Source organism: Glycomyces sp. MUSA5-2 (assembly GCF_037034145.1).
Lineage (GTDB): Bacteria > Actinomycetota > Actinomycetes > Mycobacteriales > Micromonosporaceae > Glycomyces > Glycomyces artemisiae.
Genome location: NZ_JBAGKG010000004.1, coordinates 518,194 through 534,421 on the forward strand (window position 1 = coordinate 518,194; position 16,228 = coordinate 534,421).

A 16,228-nucleotide genomic window follows, 5' to 3' on the forward strand; every position below is an offset into this window, starting at 1 on the left:
ACCCTTCCGCCCCGGATGGGACGCCGGTCTAGTTGCGGTCCAGGCGGTCAGGGGCCGGTCGGGGGATTCCCGGCAACGGCTGCGAGCTGCCGGAACATTACAGAATGATCAACATGTGGGACTCCGTGTTGCAATTGGTCAACCGGTTCGCCAATATGGGAGACGCCCCCAGTGTCATCAGAGCCGATGTCAGGAGACACCGTGAACCGGTCAGCAGCCCCCGAAGCGCCGCCCGTAGCCCGCAGCGCCATCCGCAAGGTCTCGATCCGCCTCGTGCCGTTCGTCGCCTTGATGTTCTTCATCAACTACCTCGACCGCACCGCGATCGGGTTCGCCGCACCGAACGGCATGAACGGGGACCTCGCGCTCTCCGCCGCCCAGTTCGGCTTCGCGTCCGGCGTGTTCTTCATCGGCTACATCATCCTGGAAGTGCCGTCCAACCTGGCGCTCCACAAGTTCGGCGCCCGCCGCTGGCTCGCCCGCATCATGATCAGCTGGGGCGTCGTCGCGCTCCTGTTCACGTGGGTGCAGAACTTCGAGCAGCTCGTGGCCCTCCGCTTCCTCCTCGGCGTCGCCGAGGCCGGCTTCTTCCCCGGCGCGATCCTGTTCCTGAGCCTGTGGGTGCCCTCGCAGTACCGCGGCCGCATCCTCATGCTGTTCTACCTGGCCCAGCCCCTGACGACGGTGATCGGCGCGCCCCTGGCGGGCGCCCTCATCCAGCAGCACGGCGTGTTCTTCGGCCTCGAAGGCTGGCGGTTCATGTTCATGGGCGTGGCGATCCCCGCGATCGTCGTCGGGATCATCGCCTGGTTCTACCTCAAGGACAAGCCCGCCGACGCCAAGTGGCTCACCCCCGAGGAGCAGACCTGGCTCACCGGCGCCCTCGAAGCCGAGCGCGAGACCACCGAGGCGAGCGAGAAGCACCCGTCCGTGCGGCACGCGTTCAAGAGCGGACGCGTCTGGACGCTGTCCTTCATCTACTTCGGCTTCATCTACGGCCTGTACGCCCTCGCGTTCTTCCTGCCCACGATCATCGACGGGTTCCAGGCCGCGGCCGGCACCGAGTTCGACGTGTTCGAGAAGGGCCTCATCACCGCGATCCCGTACCTGCCCGCGGCCGTCGTCATGTACTTCTGGTCCAAGGACGCCTCCAAGCGCGGCCTCAAGACCTGGCACATCGCCGTCCCGGCCGTGCTCGGCGCGGCCTCGATCCCGCTGGCGCTGCTCGTGGACTCCCCCGCGGCGACCATCGCGGTCATCACCGTGACGGCCTGCGCGATCTTCGCGGCGCTCCCGAACTTCTGGACGCTCCCGACCCGGTTCCTGACCGGCGCCGCCGCCGCGGCGGGCGTCGCGCTCATCAACACGGTCGGCAACCTCGCCGGGTTCAGCGCCCCGTACGTCACCGGCGCGATCCACGACTGGACCGGCGGGTACGAGACCGCGATGGCCGTCGTCGGCGGCTTCATGCTCCTGTCGGCGGTGCTCATGGTGGCGCTCGCGCGCCGCGGGAAGTCCGCGGCCGCACCGGACCTTGAGGAGGCGGGCGCGCGATGACCCGGATCTGGAACGACCCCGCCGACTTCGCCGACGAGATGACCGACGGCTTCGCGGCCGCGAACGGCCGTCACGTGCAGCGCGTGACCGGCGGCGTCGTCCGCGCCGCCGAGTCGCCGCGCGGCCAGGTCGCCGTCGTGGTCGGCGGCGGGTCCGGGCACTACCCGGCGTTCGGCGGCCTCGTCGGCCAGGGCCTCGCGCACGGCGCGGCCATGGGCAACCTGTTCGCCTCGCCTTCGGCGCAGCAGATCCAGGCGGTCGCGAAGGCCGCCGACAACGGCGGCGGCGTCCTGTTCACCTACGGGAACTACGCCGGGGACGTGCTCAACTTCGACGCGGCCCAGGAGCGCCTGCGCGCCGAGGGCATCCCGTGCGCGACGGTCGCCGTCACCGACGACATCTTCAGCGCCGCACCGGAAGAGCGCCACAAGCGGCGCGGCATCGCCGGGGACCTCGCGGTCTTCCGCATCGCCGCCGCCGCGGCCGAGGCCGGGCACGACCTCGCCGGGGTCGAGCGCCTCGCGCGGCTCGCCAACGAGCGCACCCGTTCGTTCGGCGTCGCGTTCTCCGGCTGCACGCTCCCCGGCGCCGACGAGCCGCTGTTCTCGGTCCCCGAGGGCCGCATGGCGGTCGGGCTCGGCATCCACGGCGAGCCGGGCATCGACGAGACCGACATTCCGACCGCCGACGGCCTCGCGGAACTGCTCGTCGCCAAGCTCCTGGAGGAGGTCCCCGAGGGGATCGCCGCCGCGGGCGCGCGGGTCGTGCCGATCCTCAACGGGCTCGGTTCGCTGAAGTACGAGGAGCTGTTCGTCGTCTACCGGCGGGTCGCCCAGCTGCTTGAGGCGGCGGGGCTCGTCATCGTGGACCCGCACGTGGGCGAGTACTGCACGAGCTTCGACATGGCCGGGACCTCGCTCACGCTGTTCTGGCTCGACGAGGAGCTCGAAGCGCTGTGGGAGACCCCGGTCGACGCCCCGGCGTACCGCCGCGGCTCGGTGAACCCAGCGCAGCTGAAGGCCGCCAACGGGAACGGTGCCGCGGATGCGGACGCCGTCCCCGAATCCGACGAGGCGTCCCGGGAGGCCGCGGGCACGGTCCGTGCCGCCCTGGAGGTCATCGCCGCCACCATCGACGCCAATGTGGACGAACTCGGCCGCATCGACGCCGTCGCCGGAGACGGCGACCACGGGATCGGCATGCAGCGCGGCGCGAAGGCCGCGCTCGCCGCCGGTTCAGCCGCAAGCGGGGCCGGCGCGGGCACCACCCTGGCCCGTGCCGCCGCGGCGTGGGCCGACAAGGCCGGAGGCACCTCCGGGGCGCTGTGGGGCGTGATCCTCACCGGCGTCGCCGAACGCCTGGGCGACCACGGGAAGCCCACGGCAGCCGACGTCGCCGCCGGAGTGGCCGACGGCGCCAAGGGCGTCATGGACTACGGCAAGGCCGAGGTCGGCGACAAGACCCTTGTGGACGTGCTCATGCCGTTCGCCGAAGCCTTGCAGCGCAACGCAGACGCCGGAGCGGATCTCCCCACCGCCTGGAAGGCCGCCGCCGAGGACGCCTCGCGCGCCGCGAAAGCCACCGCGGAGCTCCTGCCCCGCATGGGCCGCGCCCGCCCGCACGCCGAGAAGAGCCTCGGCACCCCCGACCCGGGCGCGCACTCCCTCGCGCTGATCGCCACCGCGATCGGCGAACTGCTCGAAGGAAGGAACCACCATGCCTGAGCCCCTGCGTACTGCGCCGCTGCGCATCGTCGTCGGCAGCGACGACGCCGGCTTTGACTACAAGGAGATCCTCAAGCGGGACCTCGAAGGCCACCCTGGAGTCGCGTCCGTAGTGGACGTCGGCGTGGACGCCGAGGGCCACACCCCGTACCCGAAGGTCGCCATCGAGGCGGCCCAGCGCGTCGCCGACGGCGAGGCCGACCGGGCCCTCCTCATCTGCGGCACCGGCCTCGGGGTCGCCATCGCCGCCAACAAGGTCCCCGGCATCCGGGCCGCCACGGCCCACGACAGCTTCTCCGTCGAGCGGAGCGTCCTCTCCAACGACGCCCAGGTCCTCACCATGGGCCAGCGCGTGATCGGCGTCGAGCTGGCGCGGCGCCTGGTCCGCGAGTGGCTCGACTACCGCTTCGACCCGCAGAGCGCCTCGGCCGAGAAGGTCGCGGTCATCGGCGAGTTCGAGACGACCGGGTCCTGCTGATGGCGCCGGTGGTGGTCGGGGTGAGCCTGAAGATGTACTTCGGGCACGCCGCAGCGAAGGACTGGTTCGCGCGCGTCGCCGACCGCGTGCGCTCGCACCCGGGCCTGGCCTCGGGCGCGGTCGAGCTGTTCGTGATCCCGACCTACCTCCAGATCCTTCCCGCGCGCGACGCGTTCGCGGGCACGCCGGTCCGGATCGGCGCGCAGGACGTGGCCGTCGCGGATTCGGGCCCGTTCACCGGCGAAGTGAGCGCGGCCGAGCTTGCGGAGGTCGGGGTGTCCATTGCGGAGATCGGCCACGCCGAGCGCCGCCGCCTGTTCGGCGAGACCGACGACGCGGTGGCGGCGAAGACTGCGGCTTCGCTGCGCGGCGGCGTAACGCCGCTGGTGTGCGTCGGCGAAGCGGAACGCTTGGGCCCCAAGGCTGCCGCGGCCGCGACGGTGGCGCAGCTGCGCCGGAGCCTCTCGGGCGCACCGGCCGGGCCGGTCGTGGTCGCGTACGAGCCGGTGTGGGCGATCGGCGCGTCCGAGCCCGCTCCGGTGGAGCACATCGTGGCGGTGACGACGGCCTTGCGCATGGCGCTGGACATCGCGCCCGACCGCGCGGGCTCCTCGGTGATCTACGGCGGTTCGGCGGGTCCGGGCCTGCTGACCGAGCTGGGGCGGTCGGTCGACGGCCTGTTCCTGGGCCGGTTCGCGCACGACCCGGAGAACCTGGCGGCGGTGCTCGACGAGGCGACGGCACTCGCTGAAACCAGGGTGGCGTCATGATCGGCCTGGGGAGCTACGCCTTCTTCTGGCAGCACTCGGACCGGGTCGAGCGCCCGCTGTCCTTGGTTGACGAGTTCGAGGCGACCCGCGAACTCGACGTGGACCTCTTCCAGATCTGCGACTACGCGCCGCTCGAAGGCATGACCGACCGGGAACTGAGGGACGCCGCGGGCGCAGCTCGCGACCTGGGCCTCCAGATCGAGCTGGGTACCAAGGGAATCGAGCCCGAGCACCTGTCCCGCTTCCTCGCCCTCGCCGAGGTCTTCGACGCGAAGCTGGTGCGGAGCATGGTCACCGGCCCGGATTCGGCGCCGACTCTCCCGCAGGCACTCGCCTGGCTGACGGAGGCGCTCCCGGCCTACGAATCCCAGGGCGTCACGCTCGCCCTCGAAACGTACGAGCAGGTCTCGACCGAGAACCTGGTCGAACTGGTGACCGCGGCGGCCAGCCCCAACATCGGCGTGTGCCTCGATCCGGCCAACGTCGTGGCGAGGCTGGAGCGGCCGACGGAGGTCGTGGAGCTCGCGGCGCCCGTCACGGTCAACGTGCACGCCAAGGACTTCGCGTTCGCCAGACAGGACGGCTGGGTGGGGTTCACCTACTCGGGCGCGGCGATGGGGACCGGCCTGCACGACTACCCGCACCTGCTGCGGGAGGTGCGCCCGCGCGAGCGCGGCGTGAACGAGATCGTCGAGCACTGGCTGCCGTGGCAGGGCGGCGCCGAAGCGACCGTCCGCGCCGAGCAGGCCTGGACTAGAACCACAGTGGACTATTTGAGGAGCATCCGATGAGCACCGAGACCTACAACATCGCCGTGATCGGGGCGGGCGGCAAGATGGGCATGCGCGTCTCCAACAACCTGGTGAAGACCGCGCACACCGTCGCCTACGTGGAGAACTCCCCCGCCGGACGCCAGCGCACGACCGACGCCGGCCGCGAGCTGACCGACCTGGCCGCGGCCGTGGCCGACGCCGACATCGTGGTCCTCGCCGTCCCTGACCTGGCGCTCCAGTCGGTCACGGCCGAGGCGGTGCCGCTCATGAAGTCCGGCGCGATCGCCCTGACCCTGGACCCGGCCGCCGCCTACGCGGGGCTGCTGACCAAGCGCGACGACGTCGTGCAGGCCGTGGCCCACCCGTGCCACCCGTCGATCTTCTTGCAGCGCACCACGCCCGAGGAGTACGCGGACACCTTCGGCGGCATCGCGGCCCCCCAGGACGCCATCGCCGCGGTCGAGTCCGACGACCCGGCCGCGAAGGCCCTCGTGGAGGCGACCGTCCGCGCGATCTACGCCCCGGTGATCGACGTCCACTGGGTGACGGTGAAGCAGCTCGCGCAGCTGGAGCCGACCCTGGTCGAGACCATCGCGTGCATGGTCGGGGCGCTCCTGAAGGAGTCCCTCGACGAGGCCGTCAACACGATGGGCGTCCCCGAGGCCGCCGCCCGCTCGATCCTCCTGGGCCACACCCAGGTCGCGCTGGCGAACGGCCTCCGCGGCGACAACCCGTTCAGCGAGGCGTGCCTCATCGCCATGGACTACGGCCGCGAGTCGATCATCAAGGAGGACTGGAAGAAGATCTTCCAGGACGACGAACTCGACAAGAACCTCGCCCGCATGCTCCACCTCGACAAGATCGAGCGCTAGAAGACCCGAAAGGTCCCGGCCGCCGAAAGGTCAAGACGTGTGCGGCGCCCGGGACCTTTCGCCTGCCCGGAAAACCTAAGCGCCCCAAGGAATCTGCGCCAGCGCGGCCACGCCCGCGACGAGCCCGCCGACGGCGGCGAGGGCGACCACCGCGCAGCCGCCTCCGGTCGCGGTGTTGGTGCGGGCGGTGAAGCGCCGCACCAAGTCGTCGCGGTGGTCGTCGAGGTAGAACAGGCCCTCCTGCGTCGGCGAGAACCCGTCCCGCACCGGGAAGACGACCCAGCCCCGGATCGGCGGGCACACGACCAGCAGCGCCTGGCCCGATGCCGTCATCGTCCGCAGCAGCTTCGCGGCCTGCGCCTCGGTGCTGGCCTCGTGGCCGAAGTCCAGCGCCCGCTGCAGGTACTCCCGTGCCGCGGCCTGCGTGTCGTACAGATGATCCTCGACGTCGATCACGAACCCGGGCACCCCGTCCACGCGCGGCGCGATCTCACCCACGGCCCACTTCATCACCATGTCCGCCTCCTCATACCTTGCCTTCGACTGGAAGCCGAACGGTAGGAGCAGGCGTCATCGATCCGTCATCGCCGACCTCCCCGCCGACGTGACGAAACGCGCTGAAACACGCTGACGCCGGTCTGAGCTTCGATCGGTAGCATGGCGCGCATGCTTCCCGCCTGGCTCGATCCCGAACACCTGCTGACCGCCTTCGGGCCGTACGTCGTGGTCGGGCTGTGCCTGGTCATCTTCGCTGAGAGTTCAGTGTTCCCGGTGCTGCCGGGCGACTCGCTGCTGTTCACCGCGGGGCTGTTCGTGACGCAGGGGGCCATCGCCGCGCCGCTGTGGATCGTGTGCGTCCTGGCGACCGCGGCGGCCGTGGTCGGGAACGTCGTGGGGTACTTCATCGGCTTCAAGGCGGGTCCGGCGCTGTTCCGGCGGCCGGATTCGCGGTTCTTCAAGCGCGAGCATGTCGAGAAGACCCATGCGTTCCTTGAGAAGCACGGCCCGAAGGCGATCATCCTGGCGCGCTTCGTGCCGTTCGTGCGGACCTTCATCACCTGGATCGCCGGGATCGGCCGCATGAACCCCCGGAAGTTCTTCCTGCACTCCACGATCGGCGGCGTGGCCTGGGCCGCCGGGATCATCCTCCTCGGCGCGGCCCTCGGCAACATCCCCGCGATCGGCGAGCACATCGAGTCGATCTTCATCCTCATCGTGCTCGTCTCGGTGATCCCCATGGTCATCGAGGCGATCCGCGCCCGCCGCAACAAGCCCGCTCTCGCCGCCGACGCCACGATGCTCCTCCACCTCCCCCGCCCCGCGGCCCCTGACGACACGATCCAGCTCACCGCCGTCCGCTCTGACCGGCGTCGACCGTAGCCCGACCGGTTTCAGATACAAGTTGACATCCGGATACACCCCTGTATCCTGATTCGCGTGAATCAGGGCACCGCACCCGCGGCCAGGCTGACGCGCAAGGAGAGCCAAGCAGCGACCCGTAAGCGCCTCATCGACTCCGCGATCGAGCTCTTCGCCCGCGACGGTGTCGCCGGGACCTCGCTCAACGCCGTCGCCGAGCACGCGGGGTTCAGCAGGGGCGCAGTCCACGGGAACTTCTCGGGCAAGGACGAACTCGCCGCCGCCGTCACCGAGTCGGTCATCGGTGCGCTCGCGCCCGAGCTGCAACGGGTGCTCTCGGGACCGGAGCCCGCCGGGGACCGGCTCGCGGCCTACATCAGGACCTTCCTGGAGTACTGCGCACAGCAGCCCGAGGCCGCCGCCGCGCTGATCGCGGTGGTCGAGCACGCGGGACGGCAGCAGCCCCGGTACTACAGCGACCGCGCGGCCGCCTCGATCGGCGACCTGGTCGCACTCTTCGAGGAGGGGCAGGCGACCGGCGAAATGCGCGTCTTCGACACACGCACCATGGCCTTCGCGGTCCGCACGGTCCTCGACGGCGCCGCCCTGCGCCTCATCGCCGACCAGGCGGGCGCCGCCGAACTCGCGGACGAGATCGCGGCCATGTTCATCGCCGCCACCCGAAAGGAGGTGCCGGCATGAGCCGCACCTACCGCGCCACGGTCCGCGGGCGCTTCGAAGACCTCACCGACGATCAGCGCCGACGCCTGCGCGACGACCAGGACGCCCACGGCATGTTCGCGGCGAAGTTCACCCCGGAAGGCACCTTCCTCTACGCGCCCGAACTCATCGGATACGAGTTCCGCTACCTGCTCACCATCGACGAGGAGAGCCCGGAGGACGCCGACATCGCCGCCCACATGGAAGCCGAGGAGGCCGCAGCGAGCGCCATCCGCATCCGCGGATTCCAGGGCCGCATTACCGGCGTGGGCCTGGTCTGCCTTGAGGACGTGAAGATCAGAAGCCGAGGCCGCTCCTGACCTGCGGCCCGACGAGAACAAGGCCGCGGCTGCCCGTCACGACGGTCTTCGGCGCGGCGGCGGTCGCGGCAGGGCGGCAGTTCCAACCGATTCCAACGACGGCTTGGAACCGGCGGTGTCCGATGTGCTCAATGGGAGCGGAACAGTCAGTCTCCCGAACAGGAGCACCATCATGAACGAACTCGTACAACGGCTCAGGCGGCGAACCGGGCGGCTCGTGCTCGCCCTGGTCGCGTCCCTGGTCATGGCCGCCCTCGTGGCGGTCCCGCAGGGAGCGGCTAGCGAGCCGGCGCCGCCTGCGTCGCCAGACGTCGCCGCCGCCGACGTCTTCGACCCGGATCCGTGGCTCGGCGGGTCGAGGGTCCCCGGCTCCAACGTCTACGAAGGCGCCCGCGGCGTGTACGCCCCGAGCTACCTGCCCACCTGTGAGTGGAGGTACGTCTGTGTTGCCGTCCTGGAATACCAGGATGATCGCGTGAACAAATGGCGGGTGTGGAAGATCTATATCTGCGGGTCGTACTACCTCTACGAGTGGCGCGGGCGCGGCTGGGTCAACAACAACCAGACCGGCGGGGCGGCCCTCGCGCGCTTCGATCAGGACAACGTGTGGCTCTCGCCCAACGCGAACCCCGGCGGCGGCTGGAAGGACATCAACTGGGAGCCGGCCTACTGGTTCGACTCCTGCTTCTAGGCGCGTGAGGACTTCATCGCCTTGGCGGGGCCGCGGCCTGCTCGTCACAGCTGGCCGCGGCCCCGGGTCCCGCAAGGCCGGAAGGAGGCGGCGGGACCTTGCCGAGCCATCCACCCATGGCTCGGCGGGAAGTCGGGGCGCGGTCCTGGGGAGACTCGCCCCGACTGGTCTAGTCGCTCGGGTGGTCGATGAGTTCCTGGCAGCGCAACATGATCGCCGGGCACCACGGGTCGTTCTGCCAAGTGCGGCTCCACTCGGGGACGGAGTCCGCGTCGTCGGTGAAGCGGCAGCACTCGCGCGGTCCCGCGCCGTCTTCGACATCGAGCAGGTACTCGGTGATGCGGGCGGGATCGGCCGGATGCGAGCCCAGGGTGTACAGGGTGAACACCGCTGGGCCGCGGTGGAAGTCGCCTAGGTAGCCGTCGATCCCGGGCTTGCCGTCGGAGCGGAGGTTGTACGGCCCTTCATCGGCCGCGGCGAGCCTAGCCATTGCAGAATCGCACTCGGGAGACGTACGCGCGATAGGCGCGCTCCTCGAAGTCGTCGCGCCACTCCTCCGGGTAGGCGCCCCACCCGGAACCCCAACTCGCTTTCAGCTCACCGGAATTGAGCCCGGAGACGACGAGCGCGATCACGCTCCGGTCGCCCGCCTGGTACACGCGCATCGCCTCGGGAGCCATCGCGCTTGAGGCGCATACGTCGAACCGGGTCCCGTCCTTGTCGAAGGACCCCCGTTGCACTTCGGTGGTGTCAGCCATGGGAACTCTCCTCTCACTCCCACACCAGTGAAGACCAACATAATTGCAGGTCAGCGGCGACTTCCAGTGGCAAATATCCACGCGGAAATGCCTAGTGGGATTGCCGAGTGGAAATCCCACCCTGGTTCTGACTTGACAACACAGAGTCACGAACTGGAAAGATGTGCGCATGAGCGCAGGATTCTTGCAACGCGATCTCGCCGATCTGTTGACTAGCTGGCGGATTCGAGCCGGCTACACAAGCAGGGAGGCCGCAGCCCTGGAATTCGGGACCACGAAGGACATCATCGGTTCCTACGAATCCGGCAAGCTCGTGTACATGGAGCCGATGATGGTCGGGTGGCTCCTTCGCAAGTACGGTGCACCGGAATACGTGATCGCCGAGGCTGAGGCGAAGGCCAAGCAGATCCGGCAGGGTTCATCGAACACCTGGCGCGACAGCGGCCCGAGATGGTTCGAGCGATTGAGACAGCTTGAGCCACTGGCGACCTCGATCGACATCTTCGAGGACTCCTATGTCACGGGGCTTTTGCAGACCCGTGCATATGGTCGCGCATCCATGGAGGCCGAAGGGGCACTGACTGTCAAGCAGATCGAAGAATCGCTAGACCTTCGGGAGAGTCGTCGCGGGAGCGTATTGAATCAGTCGAATCCGGCCAAGTTGCGAGTCATCCAATCCCAGTACTCGCTCGATGTAATGCGAGGAATGGACCTGTACGAGGACCAGCTATCGCGCCTCAGGGAGGACAATGAGCGCCCCAACATCGAGGTCTACATCCTGCCCACGCAGGGCTTCCACCGATCCATGAGCGGCTCGTACCAACTGCTCTCGTTCGCGGGTGGTGAGGAGCGAGAAGTCGCCTATCACGAGGGGCCTCTCGGCGCTCATTACGAAGCAGCCAAGAAGGAAATCGGCAGGCTGCGTGATGTATTCTCGGACACGCTCACAATGGCTGAGCGGCTGAGATGAGTGGAGTCCAGCAATGCTGACAGAAAACTGGAAGAAATCCTCGCGCAGCAACGGCCAAGGTGGTGCCTGCTTGGAGGCTCGATGGAAGAAGTCCTCTCGCAGTAGCGGGCAGGGTGGGGCCTGCGTCGAGGCCCGCGCCCACGACGGTCTCGTTCAGGTGCGGGACACCAAGCTCGGGGAGTCTTCCCCGATCCTCGGTGCCTCCGCCGCTGACTGGGCCGCCATCCTTGGCGGTCTGAAGCGCTAGCGCAACGGCAGGACCAACGGCCCCCGCGTCACCGGGGGCCGTTCTGCGTTTCCAGGCGGGCGTTCGTGAGGGTGGTGTACCAGGCGCTTTCGGTAAAATCGGGGCCGGTTTCCTCGCCCAGGTAGAGGTCGATGTGGCGTTCGCCGCCGAGGCCGGGGGTGAACTCGTCTTCGATGGTCCATTCGGCGGCTTGGAGGCGGTCACAGACCTCCGCGGTGACGTCTTCGGCATCGCCGCAATCGGTGATCCGCACCTGGGTCCCCTCCGCGAGGACATCCGGGTCGGCCGCCGCGGAGGCGAAGGGGCGCAAGGGGTCCCCGTGCGAGTTGCGCGGGGCGGTGTCGAGCCAGTAGCCCACGTCGTAAGACCAGTTCAGGTACTCGCCCGCATGGTCGCCGCTGGTGATGCGACCGGTGCCCTCGTCCTCGACGGCCTGGACGAAGTCCTCCGGGTAGGCGCCGAGCGGGTCGTCACCGCCGTCGCATTCGATGGTCGGGCAGCCGGTGACCTCGACCGGAGCGCCGTCGTGGAAGGACTCCACGGCGGTGTAGTAGACCGTCGCCTCCCAGCCCGGCTCGGATTCCTCAGCGGTGCAGCCGGACAAGGCGAGCGCGGTCAGGGCGATGGCGATCGAGGGGCGCATGACCGCAGTATGGCTCCCGCCTGCTAGGAGCGGCCCCGCGTCCAGAGGCTCCAGGCGCGGGCGTAAGGGCCGTCGGCGTTGGTGAGATCGTCGTGGGTGCCCTCCTCCACGATGCGGCCCTTCTCCATGACCACGATGCGGTCGGCGCGGGCGGCCTGGTCGAGGCGGTGGGCCACGAGGAGCCCCGCGCGGCCGTCGAGGGCCGCCGCGGAGGCGTGGTCGAGGGCCGCGGAGTCGGCGCTCCCGGCTTCGGAGGTGGCCTCGTCGAGGACCGCGAGCGGCGGGTCCAGGAGCACGATGCGCGCCAAGGCGAGCGACTGGGCTTGGGCCGGGGTCAGTTCGGTGCCGCGGTCGCCGATGCCAGTGTCAAGGCCGTCCGGCAGCGACAGCAGGGACTCGGCGCCCACGCTGCGGAGGGCCGCCAGGAGTTCGTCGTCGCTCGCGCCCGGCCGGACCAGATCCAGGTTCTCCCGCAGGGTGCCGTCGAAGACGTGGACCTCCTGCGTCACCAGGGCGGCCGTGCCGGAGACGGTCCCGCCCGCAGGGTCGAGCACACCGGCGACGATCGCCGCGAGCGTCGACTTCCCCGCGCCCGAGGAGCCGACCAGCGCGACCGTCTCCTGCGCGCCGATGCGCAGCGACACGTCGTCCAGGACGGGGTGGCCCGCAACGTATTCGAAGCGGATGCCGGAGGCATCGGCCGCCGCGTCGACTGGTTCGGCGCGCTCCGCGGCCTTGAACTCGTCGGCGTGGATGACGCCGACGATGCGGCGCATCGAGGCCAGCGCGGACTGGAGCTCGTCGACGACGAACATGAGCTCGTTGATGGGCCCGAAGAGGCGCAGGAAGAACAGCATCGCGGTCGTGGCCGCGCCGACGGTCCCCTGGCCTTCGCGCACCAGCAGGAAGCCGACGACGAGGATCGAGCTCATGCCGAGGAACTCGGCGAGGTTGATGCGCGCGAAGAACCCGTTGATCACGGTGCGGGCGCGCACGGACCAGATGCTCACGGCCCAGGAGGCGAGGAGGATCCGCTTGCCGTGCGTCCCTGAGAGGTTGAACGCGTGGACGGTCTCGATGCCGCGCAGCGACGCGAGCAGGTGCTGCGCGCGGGTCGCCATGGCGGCGCGTTCGGCCTCGTAGATCTGCGGGGCGTTGCGGCGGTGCCAGCGGAGGGTCGTCACGTAGACGGGGATGACCAGGACCAGGGCGCAGACGGCGAAGCGCCAGTCGAGGACGGCGATGCCGACGACGGTGGTGGCGATGGTGAACGCGGAGCCGGTGACGGCCGGGACGACCATCGGGGCGGCCTCGGCGATCACGGCCACGTCGTCCCCGGCACGGGAGACGAGGTCCCCGGCGCCCGCGCGTTCGAGGGCGGCGCGTGGGAGGGCGAGGCCGCGGGCGACCATGCGCTCGCGTGTGGAGGCGAGGACGCGCTCCACGAGGCGGGTGGCGCCGACCTGGCCGAGGCCGTCGAAGAGGGCCGCGAAGAGGGCCCCGGCGGCGATGGTCGCGGCGAGGAGCCAGATGCGCTCGGCGCCTTGGGATTCGGCGACGGCATCGACGAGGGCGCCGAGGGCCCAGGGGGTGGCGAGCCCGGCGGCGGCGCCGAGGGTGAGGAGGGCGACGACGCCGACGACCTTGCCCGTGCCGCCCTTGAGGGCGAGGCGGACCTCGGAGCGGACCTGGGCGGCGGTGGCGAGCGGGAGGGTCTCGCGGGTGTCGTCGCTCATGCGGTGGCCTTCGCGTTCAGGTCCACGACGCGGTCGCACACGGCGAGGAGCGCGGGCGCGTCGGTGACGAGGAGGGTCGAGCCGCTGCCGCGGGCGGCGCGGAGGCGTTCGGCGATGCGGGACTCGGTGACCGAGTCGACGGCGGTGGTCGGGTCCTGGAGGACCAGGAGCGGCGGGCGCTGCGCGAGCGCGCGGGCGAGGGCGATGCGCTGGCGCTGGCCGCCGGAGAGGCGCAGGCCGTCCTCGCCGACCTCGGTGTCGAGGCCGTCGGGGGCGGCGTCGATGATCTCGGCGCAGTCGGCGGCGTCGAGGGCGGCGTCCACGGCTTCGCGGTCGGCGGTGAGGAGGCCGACGTTGTCGAGGATCGAGCCGTCGAAGAGGGCCGCGTGGTGCGGGACGACGAGGACGGCGGCGCGGAGCGCTTCGAGGTCGTATTCGGCGAAGGGGCGGCCCTGCCAGGCGACGGCGCCCGCGTCGGGTTCGGCGCCGCCGGACAAGAGCGCGGCGAGGTCGGCGGCGGCCGCGGGGGTCGCGCGGAGGCCGACGCATTCGCCGGGGGCGATGTCGAGGTCGAGGCCGTCGAGGTTGGCGGTGCGCACGCTGGTGAGGCTGAGCTTGCCGTCGCCGGGTTCGGGGCGGGCGTCGCCGTGGGCCGCGTCGTGGTGCGGCAGTTGGAGGATGGAGAGCACGCGCTCGGCGGAGGCGAGGGCGGCGGCCCAGATCGCCCCGGCGTTCGTGGCGAGGCCGCTGAGGGGGCCGATGATGAACTGGGTGAGGCCGACGATGGTGATGAGCTGGCCGACGGTGAGATCGCCGTTGAGGGCGCGGAGCCCGGCGACGACCGCGAGCCCGGCGACGAACAGGCCGGAGGCGAGGTTCATCGAGCCGGTGTAGACGCCTTGGGAGCCCGCGGCGCGGAGGCTCCCGGCGAGGGCGTCGCGGCTGGCCTTGCGGTACCGGTCGGCGGCGGTGCCCTGGGCGCCGAGGCCGGAGAGGACCCGGTACCCGGCGAGGAGGTCGGCGGCCTTGCCGGAGGCTTCGGCGGCCAGCGCGGACTGGTCGTGGCTGCGGCGGCGCAGGGGGCCGCCCGCGCGGTCCATGATGAAGAGCAACAGGGGGACGCCGATGAGCACGATGAGGCCGAGCTCCCAGGACAGGACCATGAGCACGGTGCCGGTGAGCAGGACGGCGGCGATCTCGCCGACGGGCCAGGCGGCGATCGAGACGGCGCGGGCGAGGTTGTTGACGTCGGTGGCGGCGATCGAGAGGGAGACGCCGGGGAGCCCGGCGCGTCCCTTGACGCCCTTGGGGTCCAGGAGCCGGTCGGCGACGAGGGTCCGCATGCGGTGCTGGACGGCCTCGATCCCGAGGAGCCCGAGGCGGGACCCGAACCGGTAGCTGAAGCTCAGCAGCGCGAAGTCGGCGCCGAGGAGCGCGACGCACAGGGCGAGCCGCACGGGGTCGCCGGTGGCGACGGCCTGGTCGATCGCGAAGCCCATGATGACGGGGACGAGGGACTCGCCGACCTGGTGCATGACGAGCAGCATCGCGGCGGGGACCATCTGCCGGGGTGCGGCGGCGATGGCCCGCAGCGTCAGCCGCCTGGGGGTGGTGGCGGCGTCGATGCGGATGGGCCGCACCGGGATCGGGTCGGCGGGGGCCTGGAGCAGGACGGGCAGCCTCATGAGTTCCTGTCTGGGGACGCGGGGGTTCACGGGAATATTAGGCAAACCTAACTCAGGACACAAGGTGTCCCCGCCCACCCATCCTCCGGCCGGGCTCCGGCGGCGGCGCATTGGGCCGCACCCCACGGAATCATTCCCCCCCAGGTGGCGCAACTAAGGCCGCACGGAGCCTTGCCTCTATCCAGCACAGAAGAGGACTCCGATATCTCATCGCGCTAATCTGATCCGATTCACCAATTCGGCGGCGACGGCACCGCCGTCATTTGTCGTCGGAGCGATGAATCTCCTGATCGATGAATCTCTGCCCCTCTTTAGCCTGTTCCGAGGCGCGGCGCCTGTTGAGGTAGAGCCGGATCACGGCCCATGCTCCAGCGATCAGGATCGGCCACACTAGAAGCCCGCAGATGAGCGTCCAAAGTGTCATATCATACTATCGCAATTCGTTTCGACATCGACAAGTCAGGTTCCAACCTAGGCAACGACAGCACCGTTATCCCGTTGCAGTCTCACCAGCAGAAACCCTCTGATAGTAACGAGCCATGAGCGCGTGAAGAACTACCGTTGCCAACACTTGCGGAACCAGGAGCACCCCAAAGAGGATACCGACATTCTGCACTACTGGGATCGCCCACACGACGGTCGCGAAATACGGCACGAAATGCATTATCGTGGGCGATCCACTCCGCAAGCACAAAGTGGTTCCGACCACGCAAGGTAGAATGATAATACCGAGCGCATAGAGAAACCCAATACCGGCCAAGCCAGCCGCCACCCGGAAGACGCCCGAATTTACCTCACCATCACTTGGCCAGAGCCCCAACAACGTCAATGGCAGTGGCACAAAGATGAACTCGACAAGTGTCCATCTCCCGAGATTCCGCAGCGTCGCCCTAGAGAATACTGCCCGCAGCCAAGAAATCCTATA

At 69.7% G+C, this 16,228-nt stretch carries 18 protein-coding genes; 12 read left to right on the forward strand and 6 right to left on the reverse strand.

Going from position 1 to position 16,228, the window contains the following annotated elements:
- Nucleotides 1-186 precede the first annotated feature (186 nt).
- Genes WA640_RS16050 through WA640_RS16075 form a run of 6 tightly spaced genes read left to right on the forward strand, consistent with a single transcriptional unit; the run spans nucleotide 187 to nucleotide 6,174 of the window.
- A complete protein-coding gene (locus WA640_RS16050; protein WP_442904760.1) occupies nucleotides 187-1,557 on the forward strand; it encodes an MFS transporter in 1,371 nt (456 codons plus the stop codon).
- A complete protein-coding gene (locus WA640_RS16055) occupies nucleotides 1,554-3,281 on the forward strand; it encodes a dihydroxyacetone kinase family protein (RefSeq protein ID WP_335988895.1) in 1,728 nt (575 codons plus the stop codon). The genes WA640_RS16050 and WA640_RS16055 overlap by 4 nt, the downstream gene beginning before the upstream one ends.
- Nucleotides 3,274-3,759 carry a ribose-5-phosphate isomerase gene (locus tag WA640_RS16060; protein WP_335988896.1) on the forward strand — a complete coding sequence of 162 codons (486 nt, stop codon included), beginning with the start codon at nucleotides 3,274-3,276 and terminating at the stop codon, nucleotides 3,757-3,759. The genes WA640_RS16055 and WA640_RS16060 overlap by 8 nt, the downstream gene beginning before the upstream one ends.
- Entirely contained in the window at nucleotides 3,759-4,529 is a 771-nt protein-coding gene (locus WA640_RS16065) for a triose-phosphate isomerase family protein (RefSeq protein WP_442904761.1), read from the forward strand. Before WA640_RS16060 ends, WA640_RS16065 begins: the two co-directional genes overlap by 1 nt.
- Nucleotides 4,526-5,320: a sugar phosphate isomerase/epimerase family protein gene (locus WA640_RS16070; RefSeq protein WP_335988898.1), complete on the forward strand. Its 795-nt coding sequence runs from the start codon at nucleotides 4,526-4,528 to the stop codon at nucleotides 5,318-5,320. Before WA640_RS16065 ends, WA640_RS16070 begins: the two co-directional genes overlap by 4 nt.
- Nucleotides 5,317-6,174 carry a phosphogluconate dehydrogenase C-terminal domain-containing protein gene (locus WA640_RS16075; RefSeq protein WP_335988899.1) on the forward strand — a complete coding sequence of 286 codons (858 nt, stop codon included), beginning with the start codon at nucleotides 5,317-5,319 and terminating at the stop codon, nucleotides 6,172-6,174. Before WA640_RS16070 ends, WA640_RS16075 begins: the two co-directional genes overlap by 4 nt.
- Nucleotides 6,175-6,249: 75 nt before the next feature.
- Here WA640_RS16075 and WA640_RS16080 read toward each other — a convergent pair whose 3' ends face one another.
- On the reverse strand, nucleotides 6,250-6,690 hold the full coding sequence (locus WA640_RS16080; protein WP_335988901.1) for a hypothetical protein: 441 nt from the start codon (nucleotides 6,688-6,690) through the stop codon (nucleotides 6,250-6,252).
- 150 nt (nucleotides 6,691-6,840) lie between these two features.
- On the opposite strand from WA640_RS16080, the gene WA640_RS16085 reads away from it, so the two are divergent.
- The 4 genes from WA640_RS16085 (at nucleotide 6,841) to WA640_RS16100 (ending at nucleotide 9,264) form a co-directional block, all read left to right on the forward strand.
- The gene (locus WA640_RS16085; RefSeq protein ID WP_335988902.1) at nucleotides 6,841-7,554 is read left to right on the forward strand and encodes a DedA family protein; all 714 of its coding nucleotides are present in this window, start codon (nucleotides 6,841-6,843) and stop codon (nucleotides 7,552-7,554) included.
- Between the two features lie 57 nt (nucleotides 7,555-7,611).
- Nucleotides 7,612-8,235, forward strand: a complete 624-nt coding sequence (locus WA640_RS16090) for a TetR/AcrR family transcriptional regulator (protein ID WP_335988903.1) — start codon at nucleotides 7,612-7,614, stop codon at nucleotides 8,233-8,235.
- Nucleotides 8,232-8,573 (forward strand): DUF6204 family protein, encoded by a 342-nt coding sequence (locus WA640_RS16095; RefSeq protein WP_335988904.1) that lies wholly within the window; start codon nucleotides 8,232-8,234, stop codon nucleotides 8,571-8,573. Before WA640_RS16090 ends, WA640_RS16095 begins: the two co-directional genes overlap by 4 nt.
- 172 nt (nucleotides 8,574-8,745) lie before the next feature.
- Nucleotides 8,746-9,264, forward strand: coding sequence for a hypothetical protein (locus tag WA640_RS16100; RefSeq protein WP_335988905.1), 519 nt, complete (start codon nucleotides 8,746-8,748; stop codon nucleotides 9,262-9,264).
- Between the two features lie 169 nt (nucleotides 9,265-9,433).
- On the opposite strand, the gene WA640_RS16105 is transcribed toward WA640_RS16100, so the two are convergent.
- Both WA640_RS16105 and WA640_RS16110 read right to left on the reverse strand, forming a co-directional pair.
- Nucleotides 9,434-9,754, reverse strand: coding sequence for a hypothetical protein (locus tag WA640_RS16105; RefSeq protein ID WP_335988906.1), 321 nt, complete (start codon nucleotides 9,752-9,754; stop codon nucleotides 9,434-9,436).
- Entirely contained in the window at nucleotides 9,747-10,022 is a 276-nt protein-coding gene (locus tag WA640_RS16110) for a hypothetical protein (RefSeq protein ID WP_106362495.1), read from the reverse strand. Before WA640_RS16110 ends, WA640_RS16105 begins: the two co-directional genes overlap by 8 nt.
- 169 nt (nucleotides 10,023-10,191) lie before the next feature.
- Here WA640_RS16110 and WA640_RS16115 point away from each other — a divergent pair, with 169 nt between their 5' ends.
- Nucleotides 10,192-10,992 (forward strand): DUF5753 domain-containing protein, encoded by an 801-nt coding sequence (locus WA640_RS16115; RefSeq protein WP_335988907.1) that lies wholly within the window; start codon nucleotides 10,192-10,194, stop codon nucleotides 10,990-10,992.
- Between the two features lie 13 nt (nucleotides 10,993-11,005).
- A complete protein-coding gene (locus tag WA640_RS16120) occupies nucleotides 11,006-11,239 on the forward strand; it encodes a DUF397 domain-containing protein (protein WP_335988908.1) in 234 nt (77 codons plus the stop codon).
- Between the two features lie 28 nt (nucleotides 11,240-11,267).
- On the opposite strand, the gene WA640_RS16125 is transcribed toward WA640_RS16120, so the two are convergent.
- The 3 genes from WA640_RS16125 to WA640_RS16135 are packed head-to-tail and all read right to left on the reverse strand — an operon-like array spanning nucleotide 11,268 to nucleotide 15,303.
- Nucleotides 11,268-11,882 (reverse strand): hypothetical protein, encoded by a 615-nt coding sequence (locus WA640_RS16125; RefSeq protein ID WP_335988910.1) that lies wholly within the window; start codon nucleotides 11,880-11,882, stop codon nucleotides 11,268-11,270.
- 23 nt (nucleotides 11,883-11,905) lie between these two features.
- A complete protein-coding gene (locus WA640_RS16130; protein ID WP_335988912.1) occupies nucleotides 11,906-13,618 on the reverse strand; it encodes an ABC transporter ATP-binding protein in 1,713 nt (570 codons plus the stop codon).
- Nucleotides 13,615-15,303, reverse strand: coding sequence for an ABC transporter ATP-binding protein (locus tag WA640_RS16135; protein WP_335988914.1), 1,689 nt, complete (start codon nucleotides 15,301-15,303; stop codon nucleotides 13,615-13,617). The genes WA640_RS16130 and WA640_RS16135 overlap by 4 nt, the downstream gene beginning before the upstream one ends.
- Nucleotides 15,304-16,228 lie beyond the last annotated feature (925 nt).

Bases quoted from the DNA above. Each gene is read 5' to 3' on its own strand.
- WA640_RS16095 (WP_335988904.1), top strand. From the start codon at position 8,232: ATGAGCCGCACCTACCGCGCCACGGTCCGCGGGCGCTTCGAAGACCTC.
- WA640_RS16100 (WP_335988905.1), top strand. From the start codon at position 8,746: ATGAACGAACTCGTACAACGGCTCAGGCGGCGAACCGGGCGGCTCGTG.
- WA640_RS16085 (WP_335988902.1), top strand. From the start codon at position 6,841: ATGCTTCCCGCCTGGCTCGATCCCGAACACCTGCTGACCGCCTTCGGG.
- WA640_RS16050 (WP_442904760.1), top strand. From the start codon at position 187: ATGTCAGGAGACACCGTGAACCGGTCAGCAGCCCCCGAAGCGCCGCCC.
- WA640_RS16070 (WP_335988898.1), top strand. From the start codon at position 4,526: ATGATCGGCCTGGGGAGCTACGCCTTCTTCTGGCAGCACTCGGACCGG.
- WA640_RS16120 (WP_335988908.1), top strand. From the start codon at position 11,006: ATGCTGACAGAAAACTGGAAGAAATCCTCGCGCAGCAACGGCCAAGGT.
- WA640_RS16105 (WP_335988906.1), bottom strand. From the start codon at position 9,754: ATGGCTAGGCTCGCCGCGGCCGATGAAGGGCCGTACAACCTCCGCTCC.
- WA640_RS16055 (WP_335988895.1), top strand. From the start codon at position 1,554: ATGACCCGGATCTGGAACGACCCCGCCGACTTCGCCGACGAGATGACC.
- WA640_RS16065 (WP_442904761.1), top strand. From the start codon at position 3,759: ATGGCGCCGGTGGTGGTCGGGGTGAGCCTGAAGATGTACTTCGGGCAC.
- WA640_RS16080 (WP_335988901.1), bottom strand. From the start codon at position 6,690: ATGGTGATGAAGTGGGCCGTGGGTGAGATCGCGCCGCGCGTGGACGGG.
- WA640_RS16110 (WP_106362495.1), bottom strand. From the start codon at position 10,022: ATGGCTGACACCACCGAAGTGCAACGGGGGTCCTTCGACAAGGACGGG.
- WA640_RS16130 (WP_335988912.1), bottom strand. From the start codon at position 13,618: ATGAGCGACGACACCCGCGAGACCCTCCCGCTCGCCACCGCCGCCCAG.
- WA640_RS16115 (WP_335988907.1), top strand. From the start codon at position 10,192: ATGAGCGCAGGATTCTTGCAACGCGATCTCGCCGATCTGTTGACTAGC.
- WA640_RS16075 (WP_335988899.1), top strand. From the start codon at position 5,317: ATGAGCACCGAGACCTACAACATCGCCGTGATCGGGGCGGGCGGCAAG.
- WA640_RS16125 (WP_335988910.1), bottom strand. From the start codon at position 11,882: ATGCGCCCCTCGATCGCCATCGCCCTGACCGCGCTCGCCTTGTCCGGC.
- WA640_RS16135 (WP_335988914.1), bottom strand. From the start codon at position 15,303: ATGAGGCTGCCCGTCCTGCTCCAGGCCCCCGCCGACCCGATCCCGGTG.
- WA640_RS16060 (WP_335988896.1), top strand. From the start codon at position 3,274: ATGCCTGAGCCCCTGCGTACTGCGCCGCTGCGCATCGTCGTCGGCAGC.